The organism is Pseudoalteromonas lipolytica (genome assembly GCF_900116435.1).
Lineage (GTDB): Bacteria > Pseudomonadota > Gammaproteobacteria > Enterobacterales > Alteromonadaceae > Pseudoalteromonas > Pseudoalteromonas lipolytica.
The window spans coordinates 91,170-104,942 of the sequence record NZ_FPAZ01000003.1 but is presented as its reverse complement, the minus strand read 5'-3'; the positions used below and the strand labels follow the sequence as shown (position 1 = coordinate 104,942).

General features: G+C 42.7%; 12 protein-coding genes. 7 read left to right on the top strand and 5 right to left on the bottom strand.

What is annotated here, in order from left to right; genetic code table 11:
* Nucleotide 1: 1 nt before the first annotated feature.
* The 7 genes from rseP (at nucleotide 2) to BM378_RS03395 (ending at nucleotide 7,226) form a co-directional block, all read left to right on the top strand.
* Complete coding sequence (gene rseP / locus BM378_RS03425; RefSeq protein ID WP_036969731.1) at nucleotides 2-1,354, top strand: sigma E protease regulator RseP; 1,353 nt, start codon at nucleotides 2-4, stop codon at nucleotides 1,352-1,354.
* A gap of 106 nt (nucleotides 1,355-1,460) precedes the next feature.
* On the top strand, nucleotides 1,461-3,932 hold the full coding sequence (bamA, locus tag BM378_RS03420) for an outer membrane protein assembly factor BamA (RefSeq protein ID WP_036969730.1): 2,472 nt from the start codon (nucleotides 1,461-1,463) through the stop codon (nucleotides 3,930-3,932).
* 11 nt (nucleotides 3,933-3,943) lie between these two features.
* On the top strand, nucleotides 3,944-4,462 hold the full coding sequence (locus BM378_RS03415) for an OmpH/Skp family outer membrane protein (protein WP_036969722.1): 519 nt from the start codon (nucleotides 3,944-3,946) through the stop codon (nucleotides 4,460-4,462).
* A 9-nt stretch (nucleotides 4,463-4,471) separates the two neighbouring features.
* Nucleotides 4,472-5,512, top strand: a complete 1,041-nt coding sequence (gene lpxD / locus BM378_RS03410) for a UDP-3-O-(3-hydroxymyristoyl)glucosamine N-acyltransferase (RefSeq protein WP_036969718.1) — start codon at nucleotides 4,472-4,474, stop codon at nucleotides 5,510-5,512.
* A gap of 10 nt (nucleotides 5,513-5,522) precedes the next feature.
* A complete protein-coding gene (gene fabZ, locus BM378_RS03405) occupies nucleotides 5,523-5,975 on the top strand; it encodes a 3-hydroxyacyl-ACP dehydratase FabZ (RefSeq protein WP_036969715.1) in 453 nt (150 codons plus the stop codon).
* Between the two features lie 2 nt (nucleotides 5,976-5,977).
* A complete protein-coding gene (lpxA, locus tag BM378_RS03400) occupies nucleotides 5,978-6,748 on the top strand; it encodes an acyl-ACP--UDP-N-acetylglucosamine O-acyltransferase (protein WP_036969713.1) in 771 nt (256 codons plus the stop codon).
* 103 nt (nucleotides 6,749-6,851) lie between these two features.
* Nucleotides 6,852-7,226 carry a septal ring lytic transglycosylase RlpA family protein gene (locus BM378_RS03395; protein ID WP_141687274.1) on the top strand — a complete coding sequence of 125 codons (375 nt, stop codon included), beginning with the start codon at nucleotides 6,852-6,854 and terminating at the stop codon, nucleotides 7,224-7,226.
* Here BM378_RS03395 and cydC read toward each other — a convergent pair.
* The 5 genes from cydC to BM378_RS03370 are packed head-to-tail and all read right to left on the bottom strand — an operon-like array spanning nucleotide 7,223 to nucleotide 13,589.
* Nucleotides 7,223-8,959: a thiol reductant ABC exporter subunit CydC gene (cydC, locus tag BM378_RS03390; RefSeq protein WP_036969711.1), complete on the bottom strand. Its 1,737-nt coding sequence runs from the start codon at nucleotides 8,957-8,959 to the stop codon at nucleotides 7,223-7,225. The genes BM378_RS03395 and cydC overlap by 4 nt on opposite strands.
* Entirely contained in the window at nucleotides 8,952-10,712 is a 1,761-nt protein-coding gene (gene cydD, locus BM378_RS03385) for a thiol reductant ABC exporter subunit CydD (protein WP_074988620.1), read from the bottom strand. The genes cydC and cydD overlap by 8 nt, the downstream gene beginning before the upstream one ends.
* Complete coding sequence (cydX, locus tag BM378_RS03380; RefSeq protein ID WP_036969707.1) at nucleotides 10,702-10,854, bottom strand: cytochrome bd-I oxidase subunit CydX; 153 nt, start codon at nucleotides 10,852-10,854, stop codon at nucleotides 10,702-10,704. Before cydX ends, cydD begins: the two co-directional genes overlap by 11 nt.
* A 12-nt stretch (nucleotides 10,855-10,866) precedes the next feature.
* Nucleotides 10,867-12,006: a cytochrome d ubiquinol oxidase subunit II gene (cydB, locus tag BM378_RS03375; protein ID WP_074988619.1), complete on the bottom strand. Its 1,140-nt coding sequence runs from the start codon at nucleotides 12,004-12,006 to the stop codon at nucleotides 10,867-10,869.
* Complete coding sequence (locus BM378_RS03370) at nucleotides 12,003-13,589, bottom strand: cytochrome ubiquinol oxidase subunit I (RefSeq protein ID WP_065979759.1); 1,587 nt, start codon at nucleotides 13,587-13,589, stop codon at nucleotides 12,003-12,005. Before BM378_RS03370 ends, cydB begins: the two co-directional genes overlap by 4 nt.
* Between the last annotated feature and the right edge of the window lie 184 nt (nucleotides 13,590-13,773).

Genomic DNA, 13,773 nt, shown 5'->3' with positions numbered 1-13,773 from the left:
CATGTTTGATTTTTTCTGGAACCTTGGTTCGTTTATCTTGGCACTGGGTATTTTAGTGACTGTCCATGAGTATGGGCATTTTTGGGTAGCCCGTAAAGCGGGTGTAAAAGTGCTACGTTTCTCAATAGGTTTCGGTAAACCACTGATTAAGTGGTACGACAAACACAAAACAGAATATGTTATCGCTGCTATTCCCCTTGGTGGCTACGTTAAAATGCTGGATGAGCGTGTCGATGAAGTGCCTGCTGAAGAGCGTCATTTATCATTTAATGCTAAGTCAGTGAAAGCGCGAATTGCGATTGTAGCAGCAGGTCCTATGGCCAATTTTTTGTTTGCTATTTTTGCACTTGCTGTAATGTACATGGTCGGTGTGCAATCATTAAAGCCTGTGGTGGGGTCTGTAACCGAGGGCAGTCGTGCAGCAGCGGCTAAGATCGAACCTAATCAGCAAATTATCAAAATTGGTGAAGATGATATCAGCACTTGGCAAGATGCCACATTCTCATTAATGAGCCGTTTAGGTGAGCAAAGTGTGGTCGTCACATTACGTGATCAGAATTACCAAAAACATGTCCGCACTTTAAATCTAGATGGTTGGAAACTTGATCAGCAAGATGTCCCACCATTGACCTCAATCGGTATTGTGCCCTTTAGACCTGAAGCAACATTAACCGTTGCGCAAATCACTAAAGACTCAGCCGCTGAGCTGGCTGGTTTACAGGTTAATGACACAATTGTGGCTGTAAATGGCGAAAATATCAGCAGTTGGACCCAGTTAGTTTCAGTTATTCAGCAATCACCTAACAAATCCTTACAATTTAGTGTACAAAGGCAAGATAGTATAAGAAAGTTGACTGTGACACCTCAGAGCAGAACCAATGCAGATGGTGTAGCGCAGGGCTTTTTAGGTGTGGCTCCTGTAGTTGAAGCATGGCCAGAAAATTATATTGAAACTAGACATTATGGCCCTGTCGATAGTATTGTGCTGGGCATACAAGAAACATGGCGTTTAATCACCCTAAGTTTTGACATGATTGGTAATTTAATTACAGGTCAAGTCTCGGTTAAAAATTTAAGTGGCCCTGTAGGCATTGCAGTTGGAGCGGGAACTAGCGTAAGCTATGGCTTGGTTGCATTTTTAAGCTTTTTAGCTTTGATCAGTGTAAACCTTGGCGTATTTAACTTATTACCGTTGCCAGTGCTTGATGGTGGGCACTTAATGTATTACATAATTGAACTTTTTCGCAAAAAGCCGGTCTCTGAAAAGACGCAAGAATTTGGTTTTAAAGTGGGTGCCTTGCTACTCATATTTTTAACATGTTTCGCTTTGTTCAATGATGTATCGCGTTTATAACAAATAAGTGAAAAATTCCAATTTGAACACGATTGTAAAACACCGCAAAAGTTTAATTTATAAGGTGTTGAGCGGTAATACAGTTGTAAAGGATAAAGATAACAAAATGGCTATAAAAAAACATTTGGCAGTTTCAAGTTTATTAGGTGCAAGCTTTGCAGCCCTAGGCCAAAACTCCTTTATTGTAGAAGATTTAAAAGTTGAAGGTTTACAACGTGTTGCTCTAGGTGCAGCGCTAACCCATATTCCGATCAACGTGGGCGATAATATTGATGAGTACACAATTTCAAGAACCATAAAGGCTCTCTATCGCTCTGGTCACTTTGACAATATTAAAGCGTTACGTGACGGTAATAACGTCATTTTTCGAGTAACTGAGCGCCCTACGATTAGCCTCATTGAGTTTGATGGTAACAAAGACATCAAAGATGAGCAGTTAAACGAGTCGCTAGACCAGCAAGATATTCGTACTGGTGAGCCGCTTGATAAAACGGTACTTGATAACATTGAAAAAGGCTTAGTTGAGTTTTTCCACAGTATTGGTAAATACAATGCAAAAGTGGAAGTTAGCATCACAAAGCTGCCACGTAACCGTGTAAAATTATTATTTAAGTTTGATGAAGGTGACGCCGCGTCAATTCGTCAAATAAACCTCGTGGGTAACGAATTATTCTCTGACGAAGAATTGCTAAAACTTGCTGAGTCACAACAAGACTTGCCGTGGTGGAAGTTTATGTCGAGTGACCGTTATCAAAAGCAAACTATCGAAGGCGATTTAGAGAAAATTCGTAGTTACTACTTAGACCGTGGTTACCTGCGTTTTAATATCGATTCAACACAGGTATCGGTTAGCCCTGAGCGCGATTCTGTTTATGTAACCGCTAATATTAGCGAAGGTGTAAAATACACCGTAAAGGGTTTTGACTTCATCGGTGATTTATTAGGTCGAGAAGAGCTAATTAAGAGTGTTATACCGCTAAAAACTGGTGAGCTTTATAATGGCTCAGTGGTTACGTCATCTGAAGAATTTATCAAAAGCTACTTAGCACGTTTTGGTTATGCAAACGCAGAAGTGCGCACCATTCCTGAGATTGATGATGAAAAGAAAGAAGTGCAACTGACACTGTCTGTTAATCCAGGTAAGCGTGTGTATGTTCGCCGAATCATTGTTGGTGGTAACCAAAATACTGCGGATGAAGTTGTTCGTCGTGAGATGACACAGCTTGAAGGTGCATGGCTTTCAAATCAAAATCTTGAGCGTTCAAAATTACAAATTCAACGTCTTCCATACATGGAAAGTGTTGATTTTAATGTGGTGCCAGTTCCCGGTGTTGACGACCAAGTTGATGTAGACTTTACGGTTAAAGAACAATCTGCTGGTAGCTTTAATGCGGGCCTTGCGTATGGTTCATACTTGGGTTTGCAATTTAATATTGGTGTGAGTGAATCAAACTTCTTAGGCACCGGTAACCAAATTGGCTTTAACATTAATACCTCACGTGGTTCTGAGCGTATCAGCTTGTCGTATACCGACCCTTACTTTACGCCGGATGGTGTATCGCAAGGAAGTAGTATCTTCTATAGCAACTATGATGCGAGCAAATTTAGTCTTATCGACTATAAATCGAAGAGTTATGGTATTGGTACCAATATTGGCTTCCCAATTGATGCGGTGAACCGTATTAACTTTGGTTTCCGTTGGATTCAAGAAGAACTGTCTGATATTGCAGAATATGAGCAAACACGTGTAATGCGTGAAACCTTCTTAGACCCAGAAAATCCAGATGCAGGTTTCGACTTTACCAAGTTTGAGCTGAGTGCAGGGTGGTCGCGTGTTACTGTAAACCGTGGTTTATTCCCAACAGCGGGTTCGCGTCAGTCATTTAACTTAACTGGTACAACGCCGAATTCAGATTTAACTTACTTTAAGCTAAATTATGATTCACGTTTTTACTGGCCAATCAGTAATGACCATCGTTGGGTATTCTCAACGCGTGCAGCCCTTGCTTATGGTAATGGTTATGGCACAACAAATGGTTATGACCAAACGCTGCCTTTCCAAGAGTTTTTCCGTATCACCGAGATGGAACTGCGTGGCTTTGACCGTAATACAATTCTACCGCGCGCGGTGTCTCGTGAGCCACAAAGTATTCCGGGCACACCGCTGCCTGATGGCACAACAACAGGCAGTATTGGTGGTGCATCAGAATTTGATGTATTAATACCTCGAGGCCGAATTGGTGGTAACGCCAAAGCGGTTGCAGGTATGGAGCTTATTGTTCCTACGCCTTTCTTAGATGAAGAAAACACCAGCTCTGTACGTACAAGCTTCTTCGTGGATGCTGCGAACGTATGGGATACAGAGTTTAACATTGACCGTTATCAAAACTTGTTACCTGATCAACGCGCTAAATTAGAGGATTATTCAGATCCTATGCGCTTTAGGGTGTCAACCGGTCTATCACTACAATGGATCTCTCCAATGGGTCCAATGCTGATCAGTTTTGCGTATCCATTGCAAAAAGAAGAAGATGACGATACGAAGACCATCAGCTTTAATATTAGTAATACATTCTAAAGGAGTTTTTTGTGAAAAAATCATTTAAATCAACAGCGTTTGCACTTCTTGCTACATTGTCTATGGGCCTATCTACTAATGCTTTTGCGCACAAGGTAGGGATTGTAGACATGCAAGAAATCTATAAACAAATCCCTCAAATGGCGAAAGTTGAACAAACACTTGAAGCTGAATTCTCAGAGCGTCGTCAGGAGCTTGAAAAGCTGCAAGGTGATATCCGTTTTGAAGCTGAAAAGTTCAAGCGTGAAGCAACGACAATGAGCGACAAGCAAAAAGAAGAATTACGTACTAAGATTCAAGGTATGCAACAACAACTTGCAGAAAAAGGCCGTCCTTTAGAGCAAGAAATCAAAATGCGTCAAAACCAAGAATTAGCGAAAGTACAAAAGCTAATCTTAGATGCAATTGAAGAAGTTGCTAAAGCTGGCAAGTTTGACGAAGTAAAAGTGAAAGAAACAACAATTTACGTTAACTCTAAAACAGTATCTGATTTATCAGATAAAGTAGTTGAAAAAGTAAGTAAGCAATAGAAACCATATATGCAAAACTACACGCTTTCGCAGATTGCGGATCTTCTGGGCGCCGAACTTCAGGGTGATGGCGCTACAGAGATTAAAAAAATATCAACACTTGCAAATGCCCGTACTGGGCATATTGCATTTTTAGCGAACAAGAAATATCGCTCGCAATTAGATGATACCCAAGCCAGTGCGGTGATCTTATCACCTGCCGACGCTGAGTATTTTGCGGGTAACAAGATTATTGTTGCTAACCCGTACGTGTGCTACGCCAAGCTAGCTCAATTAATGGACACGACGCCACGCTCTGCTATGACGGGTGTTCATCCGAGTGCAGTCATTCACGATTCAGCCTCAATTGGTGATAATGTCGCGATTGCTGCTAACGTCGTGATTGAAGCCGGTGCCGTGATTGCAAATGATGTGCAAATTGGCCCAGGTTGTTTCATTGGCGAAAATGCAAAAATAGGTCAAGGCACTAAACTTTGGGCTAATGTCACTATTTACCACGACGTTGAAATTGGCAGTGACTGCTTATTTCAGGCGAATACCGTGGTCGGCAGTGACGGGTTTGGCTATGCAAATGAGCGTGGCGAGTGGGTGAAAATTCCGCAGCTGGGTCGCGTTATTATAGGTGATAAAGTTGAAGTTGGGGCATCGACCACCATTGACCGTGGTGCACTTGACGACACACTCATCCATAGTAATGTAATTATCGATAATCAATGTCAAATAGCGCATAATGTCGAGATCGGTTCAGGTACAGCCGTTGCTGGTTGCACTGTTTTTGCTGGCAGTACCGTGATTGGTAAGAATTGTCAGATTGGTGGCATGGTCGCAATTAATGGTCACATTAGCGTATGCGATGGTGCTATAATCACGGGCATGAGTATGGTGACAAAGGCAATCACTGAACCTGGGATCTACTCATCTGGTTTACCGCATCTAACCAATAAAGAATGGCGACGCAGTATCGCCCATATCCGTAATTTAGGTGATATGAAAGACCGCATTAAAGCACTTGAGTCACTGACAAAGTCACTCAATATTGAAGACAAATAAGGAAGCTATTTTGGCAAATGAATTAAATAGTCTTGATATCCAAGATATCTTGAGTTTACTTCCACATCGTTATCCGATGTTGCTTGTTGACCGTGTACTAGATTACACGCCAGGCGAGTCGTTACATGCTATTAAAAATGTAACAGTGAATGAACCTATTTTTACGGGACATTTTCCTAATCAACCAATCTTCCCAGGTGTGTTGATTTTAGAAGCAATGGCTCAAGCGACTGGTTTACTTGGTTTTAAAACAGTTGAAAACCGCAGCGAAAATGAACTTTATTTATTTGCTGCGATTGATAATGCGCGATTCAAGCAACCCGTTTTACCTGGCGATACGATGCATTTGCATGTAGAGTTTGTAAAAGAGCGCCGCAATATATGGAAATTTGCAGCAGAAGCAAAAGTTGACGGCAAAGTAGTGTGTACTGCCGAAATCATGTGTGCGAGAAGAGAGTTTTAACAGTGATCCATCCTACGGCGATAATCGAACCAGGTGCGAAGCTTGGAAATAATGTTTCAGTTGGCCCATACAGCTACATTGGTAATGATGTAGAAATTGGTGATAACTGTATCATTGAGTCTCATGTGGTTGTTAAAGGCCCATCGACAATAGGTTCTGGTAACCATATTTTTCAATTTGCATCGGTTGGTGAAGCTTGCCAAGACAAAAAATATGCTAATGAGCCAACTACGTTAATTATCGGTGATAACAACGTAATTCGTGAATGTGCAACAATCCACCGTGGTACTATCCAAGACCAAGGCGTTACTAAAATTGGTAGCAATAACTTGTTTATGGCGTACACCCATGTTGCGCATGATGCCGTCATTGGCGATAACGTTATTTTTGCTAATAATGCATCTGTTGCAGGCCATGTACACATTGGTGATTGGGTTATCCTTGCTGGTAACTCGGGTATTCATCAATTTTGTAAAGTGGGTGCACATGCATTTGTTGGCATGTATTCAGGCGTTAACAAAGATGTTCCTCCGTTTGTTACAACGATTGGTACCCCAGCAGGACCCGTTGCTATCAATACAGAAGGCATGAAACGTCGTGGCTTTGAAAGTGATGAAATAATGGCAACACGCCGTGCGTATAAAACACTTTACCGTAAGAGCCTAGGTGTAGAAGAGGCAATCGCTGAACTCAGCGAAGATGCAGCAAAATACCCAGCCGTTCAGCTTATGATCGACTTTGTGAAAAGTTCTGAGCGCGGAATCATTCGCTAATCAATAGCGATAGACGAAAAGCCACCGACAGGTGGCTTTTTTGTATTTGTAGTTCAGGTTTTACTAAGCAATGATTTGCTAAATTTATTGATTAAAAAGGACAATCAATATGAACAAACTCTTTATTTTAGTGTTAGCGACCTTGCTAATGAGTGGCTGTAGTAGCGCACCTTCCGTACCAAAGGGCGCGATAGAAAAAGGTAAAGCGAGTTATTACGCTGACAAGTACCATGGTCGAACGACAGCAAGCGGGGAGGCCTTTAATCAACAAGCCTTGAGTGCTGCTCATAAAACACTTAGGTTTGGCCAACGGGTCAAAGTGACGAACCTTGCCAACAACAAAAGTGTGATTGTTACCATTAACGACCGCGGCCCATTTATTCGCGGTCGCATTATTGATTTATCTAAGCAGGCGTTTTCAGAAATTGCTTCCTTAAAGCACGGTGTGATTGACGTTACCGTTGAGCAGCTCGATTAAAAACGCGTGATCAGCTCAACATAATCAGCTTCGTTTGCAAGCAACTCTGCATGAGTGGCCACTGCTCTTATTTTCCCTTGCTCTAACCAAATGACCTTATCAACCCGGCTAAGCATGGCTGGGTCATGGGTAATAGTGAGCATCGTTTTATCTGCCCAAACTGTCTCAAGTGTATTAAGCAAATGGTATTTAGTGTGGTTATCTAAACTTTCTGTCGGTTCGTCAAGAATGACTAAATTACCGCGCCTTAATATGGCTTGAGCAATTGCAATACGGCGTGATTGACCGTGCGACAGCTTTCTACCTGCTATGCCTAAACGGGTATTGAGCCCGGCCTTTAAATTGTTAAGCCAAGAGCTGAGTTCTGCTTGTTCGCAGGCTTGAATAAGCATTTCATCTGTTGCATCAGGCGCTGCATAGAGTAGGTTTTCACGCAGAGTGCCATCAAAAATATGATGCTGCTGCGCAACAATTGTCAGTTGTTTAAAGCGTGCTGAAGGTGTCATGCTCTCAAGCTCAAAACTGTGCTCGTCTGTGGTCAGCTTTAAAGAGCCTGATTGCAGTGGCCAAAGACCGGTGAGTAAATTAACAAGCGTGGTTTTACCACTGCCACTGGCACCAACCAGCGCAACCTTGCTTGCAGCACAGACAGACACGTTGATGTCATTAAGTGCCTTACGTGTGCTTCCAGCGTATTGATAACTGACATTACTTAACGTAAGACCGAGCGCTGATTGATTGTCTATTTCATTTTGCTGTGTATTGGCTTTGCTGTGATTGTCTTCAAGTACGAACAGGCGCTCTGCGGCGCTTAAGGTCAGAGGTAATTCTATAAACGCTGTAGGCAGGGTGAGTACAGTTTCAAAGCTTGCTAGAACAAATAGCGCCAGCATAGCCAGTTCAACGTTTTTCATGGTGCCCAGAGAAACCAATGGAATAATCATAAACACACTTGCCAGCATAGTCAGTTGAATAACCAAGGTGCTTAAACCATTGCTGTTTGCAACCGCTTTATGGCGGCTATAGAGCTGAGCATTGTATTGTTGGCTTAAAGAATCACAATGCGTGAGTTGAGCGTTTTGTGCTTGATATACAGCAAGCTCTCTTGCCCCTTTTAATGTATCGGCAAGTTCAGCTCTTAATTCTGCACTAAGTTGTGTTTCGACATGCGCTTCTTTATGAAGTTTACGGCTTAGTAAAGCCGGGAGTAGCACCCCTATAACCATTAATGAAATAAAGCATAGCAATGCAACGTCGGCGTTATACGCTGCCATAAACGCCATCACAATTGGGATAGTAAAAAGCGCAACGATGATTGGTAGCAGCACATTTAAGTAAAACTTATCAAGCGCGTCGACATCGTTTTGTAATCGATTGACTAAATCGGCACTGCGGCTCATTGCTAAATCGACATTATTGAGCCGACTCAGTGTTGCGAACATTTTTACGCGAATCTCGCTCAATAATAAAAATGTCGCGTTATGTGTAATCATTCGCTCGCCATAACGCGATGCGGTTCGCACAATCGCTAAAAAGCGGATCACGCCTGCTGGAGTAAAATAGTTCATCTGCACACCGGCAATGCCAGCGGCAGCCATCGCGGCCAAAAACCAGCCTGAAATAGCCAGTAAACCCACATTAGCCAGCACGGTTAAGCTTGCTAAAAAAGCCCCGAGTAACAGCATGCCAGCATGCGGTTTGCATAGTTTAAGTAAGCGTACAAAATTATGCATGGGCTTCACCTCGACTTACCAGTTTTGCAAATAGCCCCGCGTCGTTGACCAGTTGTTTATAACGGCCCGATTCTACAATGCTGCCTTGCTGCATTACGTAAAGGGTATCAGCGTGCTTTACCGTATTAAGTCTGTGAGCAATGACCAAGACTAAATGATTTTTCGCATATTCACAGATTGCTTGGTTGATAAGCTGTTCTGTTTGGCTGTCTAAATGTGCTGTAGGTTCATCGAGTAGTAGAACTGGGGCATCTTTTAAAAATGCACGGGCAAGCGCTATGCGCTGTTTTTGCCCACCGGAGAGGCCTTCACCTTGCTCACCCAGTAAGGTATCAAAGCCATGTGGTAAAGCGTTAATAAATTCAAGTGCGCCCGCTTTACTGGCGGCTTCAATGAGCTCGTCTTGGCATGCATCAGGTTTGGCTAGACGCAGGTTGTCGGCAACACTTCGGTAAAATAAAGTGGCGTGTTGAGGGATCCATGCAAGCTGTGCATGCCAATCACTTAAAGCTGTGTCACTTAAGGGTTGCCCGTTGATGCTAATGGCGTGGTTAGCGTGATGATGAAAACCTAATAGGCAGTCAAATAAAGTACTTTTCCCTGAGCCACTTTCGCCAACAAATGCAATTAAACCCGTGTTAGGTAGTGTTAAATTGATATCTGTCACCCCTTCGTTTGTTTCGGGGTAGTGATAGCTAAGTGCGGTTAATTTTATGTCTTTAAGCGGTAATGGGAGAGGGGATGTACCCGTGTGTTCATCTGCTTCACTGTGATTAATAATCTCGACCATATCAGCAGCAGCGCTGATACCTTCAAGTTTTGCATGGTAGTGGGTGCCCATTTGCCTAAGCGGTAAATAAAACTCAGGAGCCAGTAATAACACCACAAAACCAGTGGCAAAGTCGAGCGTGCCAAAAAACAGCCTAAAGCCAATAATAACGGCAACAAGGGCAACACTAATGGTGGCTAAAAATTCAAGGGCGAAAGATGATAAAAAGGCGACTTTCAACACCCCCATGGTCGCACCACGGTAATCATCAGAAATCTGACTTATGCTATTTAGCTCACGCTTGGTTGCATTAAAGAGCTTGAGTTGAGTCAGTCCTTGTAATCTGTCAAAAAAGTAATTTCCTAGTACCGCTAGCTGTTGCCAACGCTCTTGGTTTAACTGTTCAGCCTTATGGCCCACTAAAATCATAAAAAATGGGATAAGCGGGGCTGTTAATAGGAAAATGAGGCCCGCTTTGTAATCGGTTGGAAAAATCACCACTAATATCACAAATGGAATAAGTGCACTGTAAGCAACACTTGGAATATAGTTGGCGTAATATTGATGCAGTGCTTCAACACCATTGTGTAAGGTATTAAGTGTAGCGCCGTGACCTTTTTGTTCACTGTAAGCTGGCCCAAGTTTGCTGAGCTTTTCTAGCAATGTATTTCGCATCACGTTTTTTATTTTTAACGCGGCAAGGTTACTCACGCGTTCACTTAGCGCAACCAACAAAGCACGAACTAAAATTAGTCCAGCAAGAGGCCATAATAAAGGGCTTACAGCTTGCAAGTTTGCTTGCTCGAACATGACTTGATGAACTGCATTCGCAAGAAGGTAACAAGAGGCAATCATTAACAGGGCATTGAAAGTGCCCAGACTAATGCTTAATTTAAGAAGCCCAGAAGCGGACTGACTATACTGCTTTAAAAAAGCGCGCAGCGTTTGCTGCTGCGCGCGATTTGGTCGGGGTTTAGTTGTCATCGTTGTTTTTGAGTCTCGCGTACAGCTCTAGCTCATCATCAGCGATAGAATCTTTATGTTGATGAAATTCGTACCACATCACGTTAATTACCCCAAGTGTACAGGCTAATAGAACACCTAATATCCAGGCAAAATACCACATAATTAAATCTCCTTAATAGCTACCGTGAGTGTTGTTTTCGATTTCAGCGATAGTGACTTTTCGCCACATCTTCACATAACACCAGGTCGTGTAAGTTAAAATTAAAGGAACAAAAATAATGGCAACAACAAACATCACATTGAGGGTCATATGGCTCGAAACCGCATCCCACATAGTAAGACTAATATTAGGGTTGTTGCTTGAAGGCATAATAAACGGGAACATTGACATGCCTGCTGTTAAAATAACTCCAGCTAACATGATGCTTGATGAAACAAGTGCTAACGCAGGCTTTTGTAATTTAGATAACACAATAGCCAGTGCCGCCATCACAAATGTTAGCGCTGGGAACAGCATCGTTAGAGGCATTTTTGTATAGTTATCAAGCCATGCACCTGGTGCCTGCGTTACTGTTTTAGCCAGTGGGTTCGCATAGCCTTGAGTGTCGCCCATGCTGACGATTGTATAACCGTCAATTTGCGATATCCAAACACCTGCTAAGGCAAACAATACAATAAACGCCATAAGTGCATATCGGCCATATTGTGCTGAGCGTTTGGCTACGTCTGCATCGGTACGAAGTTGCAGCCACATACCCGCATGACCAACCAACATAAGCACACTTATTAAGCCAGCAACAATGGCAAATGGATTAAGTAAAGCAAAGAATGAGCCCTGATAGCTTACACGTAATAAATCGTCAATATGATAAGGCACACCTTGTAGCAAGTTACCAAAAGCAACCCCAAATACGAGTGCAGGAATAAAACTGCCTGCAAACAAGCCCCAATCCCAGTTATTTCGCCAACGAGCTGACTCAATTTTTGAGCGATAATCAAACCCAAGTGGTCTGAAAAACAGCGCAAATAAGACCAGCATCATTGCAAAATAAAAGCCTGAGAATGCAGCAGCATACACCATAGGCCATGCAGCGAATAATGCACCCCCAGCGGTAATAAACCACACTTGGTTACCATCCCAGTGAGCTCCGATGGTATTTATAACGGTTCGGCGCTCGACATCTGTTTTGCCAACAAGGCGGAGCAAAATAGCCACTCCCATATCCATGCCATCGGTAACAGCAAAGCCAATCAGGAGCACACCGATTAATACCCACCAGATTAATTTTAGTGTTTCGTAATCAAAGATCATGACTGTACTCCTTGGCCTGCTAGCGAGTCTTCTTTAATGAGTTCGTGATGATATTTACCTGTGTGCAAAGAGCTAGGCCCTTGTTTAACAAAGCGCAGCATCAACCAACCTTCAACGGTTGCTAGACCGGTGTAAAATACAATAAAGCCCGTAATGCTGATCAGCAAATCATTTACCGTTAACGAGGAGGTTGCTAAAAATGTGGGTAATATTTCTGAAATAGCCCATGGTTGACGTCCATATTCAGCAACAATCCAACCGAACTCAATAGCAATCCAAGGTAATGGAATACTCCACACGGCGGCCCAGAGTAACCAACGCTTATGCTCTATAACGCGTTTGGCGTTATAGTAAAAGGCCAGTACAAAGACCCCTAACATAATCACACCGCAGCCAACCATTATCCTAAATGACCAAAACATGGGCCCCACTTTCGGAAATGAGTCTTTCACCGCTTTCTGAATTTGCGCTTCTGTGGCATCAACCACATTAGGAGTGTAGCGTTTAAGCAACAGACCATAACCGAGGTCAGCTTTCAGTGTATCGAACTTGGCAATGTTCTCGGCGGAGTCATCACCACCACGCAATTTTTCGAGATACTCGTATGCTTGCATACCGTTACGAATACGTGTTTCGTGTTGTTTTTCTAAATCTTTGATACCCGTGACTTGTTCATCAATCGAACGTGTCGCAATAATGCCCAACGCATAAGGTATTTTAACCGCTGCATGGGTGACTTGCTGTTCAGAGTCAGGAATACCTACCAGTGTAAATGCTGCGGGCGCTTCTTCTGTGTGCCATTCAGCCTCGATTGCAGCCAATTTAACTTTTTGCACTTCGCCTACTTCGTAGCCAGATTCATCTCCTAGTAAAATAACGCATAAAATAGAGGCAAGGCCAAAACCTGATGCAACAGAGAATGAACGTTTCGCAAAGGCCAAATCACGACCTTTGAGTATGTACCAACTACTGATGCCGAGTACGAACATTGAAGCCGCGACATAACCGGCAGACACCGTATGAATAAATTTAACCTGTGCGACGGGGTTGAATACTAGCTCTGCAAAGCTGGTCATTTCCATGCGCATGGTTTGATAGTTAAACTCTGCGCCCACAGGGTTCTGCATCCAACCATTGGCAATCAAAATCCACAATGCCGAAAGGTTGGTGCCTAAAGCCATTAAAAAGGTCGCTGCAAGGTGTTGGCGTTTTGTGAGTCGCTCCCAACCAAGGAAAAACATGCCGACAAAGGTCGATTCTAAAAAGAACGCCATCAACCCTTCAATAGCCAGAGGAGCGCCAAAAATATCACCCACATAGTGAGAGTAATAAGACCAGTTAGTACCAAACTCAAACTCCATAGTGAGACCAGTGGCCACACCAATCGCAAAGTTTATACCAAACAACTTACCCCAAAACTTAGTCATATCACGGTAAATTTCACGACCTGTCATCACATAAACGGATTCCATGATCACCAAAATCCACGTCATACCTATAGTGAGTGGTACAAATAGAAAGTGAAAGAGGGCAGTAATTGCAAATTGCAATCGCGATAGATCCACAAATGTTTCATCTATCATTGTTTAGCTCCTTATTAAAGGGTGCGGTAGACACGACAAAAAATAGCTTTCAAAGTTTCAGTAATTACTGAAACTTCGTGAATATTAACCTTGTATCTATTTTAGTCAATAGAAAATAGGAAATTAATATGATAGCGATTGTTCGTTAATTCTACAGATTAGAGATAAAAACTAAATATTTCAA

Excerpts from the sequence above, each read along its gene's own strand:
- rseP (WP_036969731.1), top strand. The coding sequence starts at position 2 with ATGTTTGATTTTTTCTGGAACCTTGGTTCGTTTATCTTGGCACTGGGT.
- bamA (WP_036969730.1), top strand. The coding sequence starts at position 1,461 with ATGGCTATAAAAAAACATTTGGCAGTTTCAAGTTTATTAGGTGCAAGC.
- lpxD (WP_036969718.1), top strand. The coding sequence starts at position 4,472 with ATGCAAAACTACACGCTTTCGCAGATTGCGGATCTTCTGGGCGCCGAA.
- cydC (WP_036969711.1), bottom strand. The coding sequence starts at position 8,959 with ATGCATAATTTTGTACGCTTACTTAAACTATGCAAACCGCATGCTGGC.
- cydD (WP_074988620.1), bottom strand. The coding sequence starts at position 10,712 with ATGACAACTAAACCCCGACCAAATCGCGCGCAGCAGCAAACGCTGCGC.
- cydX (WP_036969707.1), bottom strand. The coding sequence starts at position 10,854 with ATGTGGTATTTTGCCTGGATATTAGGTGTTCTATTAGCCTGTACACTT.
- cydB (WP_074988619.1), bottom strand. The coding sequence starts at position 12,006 with ATGATCTTTGATTACGAAACACTAAAATTAATCTGGTGGGTATTAATC.
- BM378_RS03370 (WP_065979759.1), bottom strand. The coding sequence starts at position 13,589 with ATGATAGATGAAACATTTGTGGATCTATCGCGATTGCAATTTGCAATT.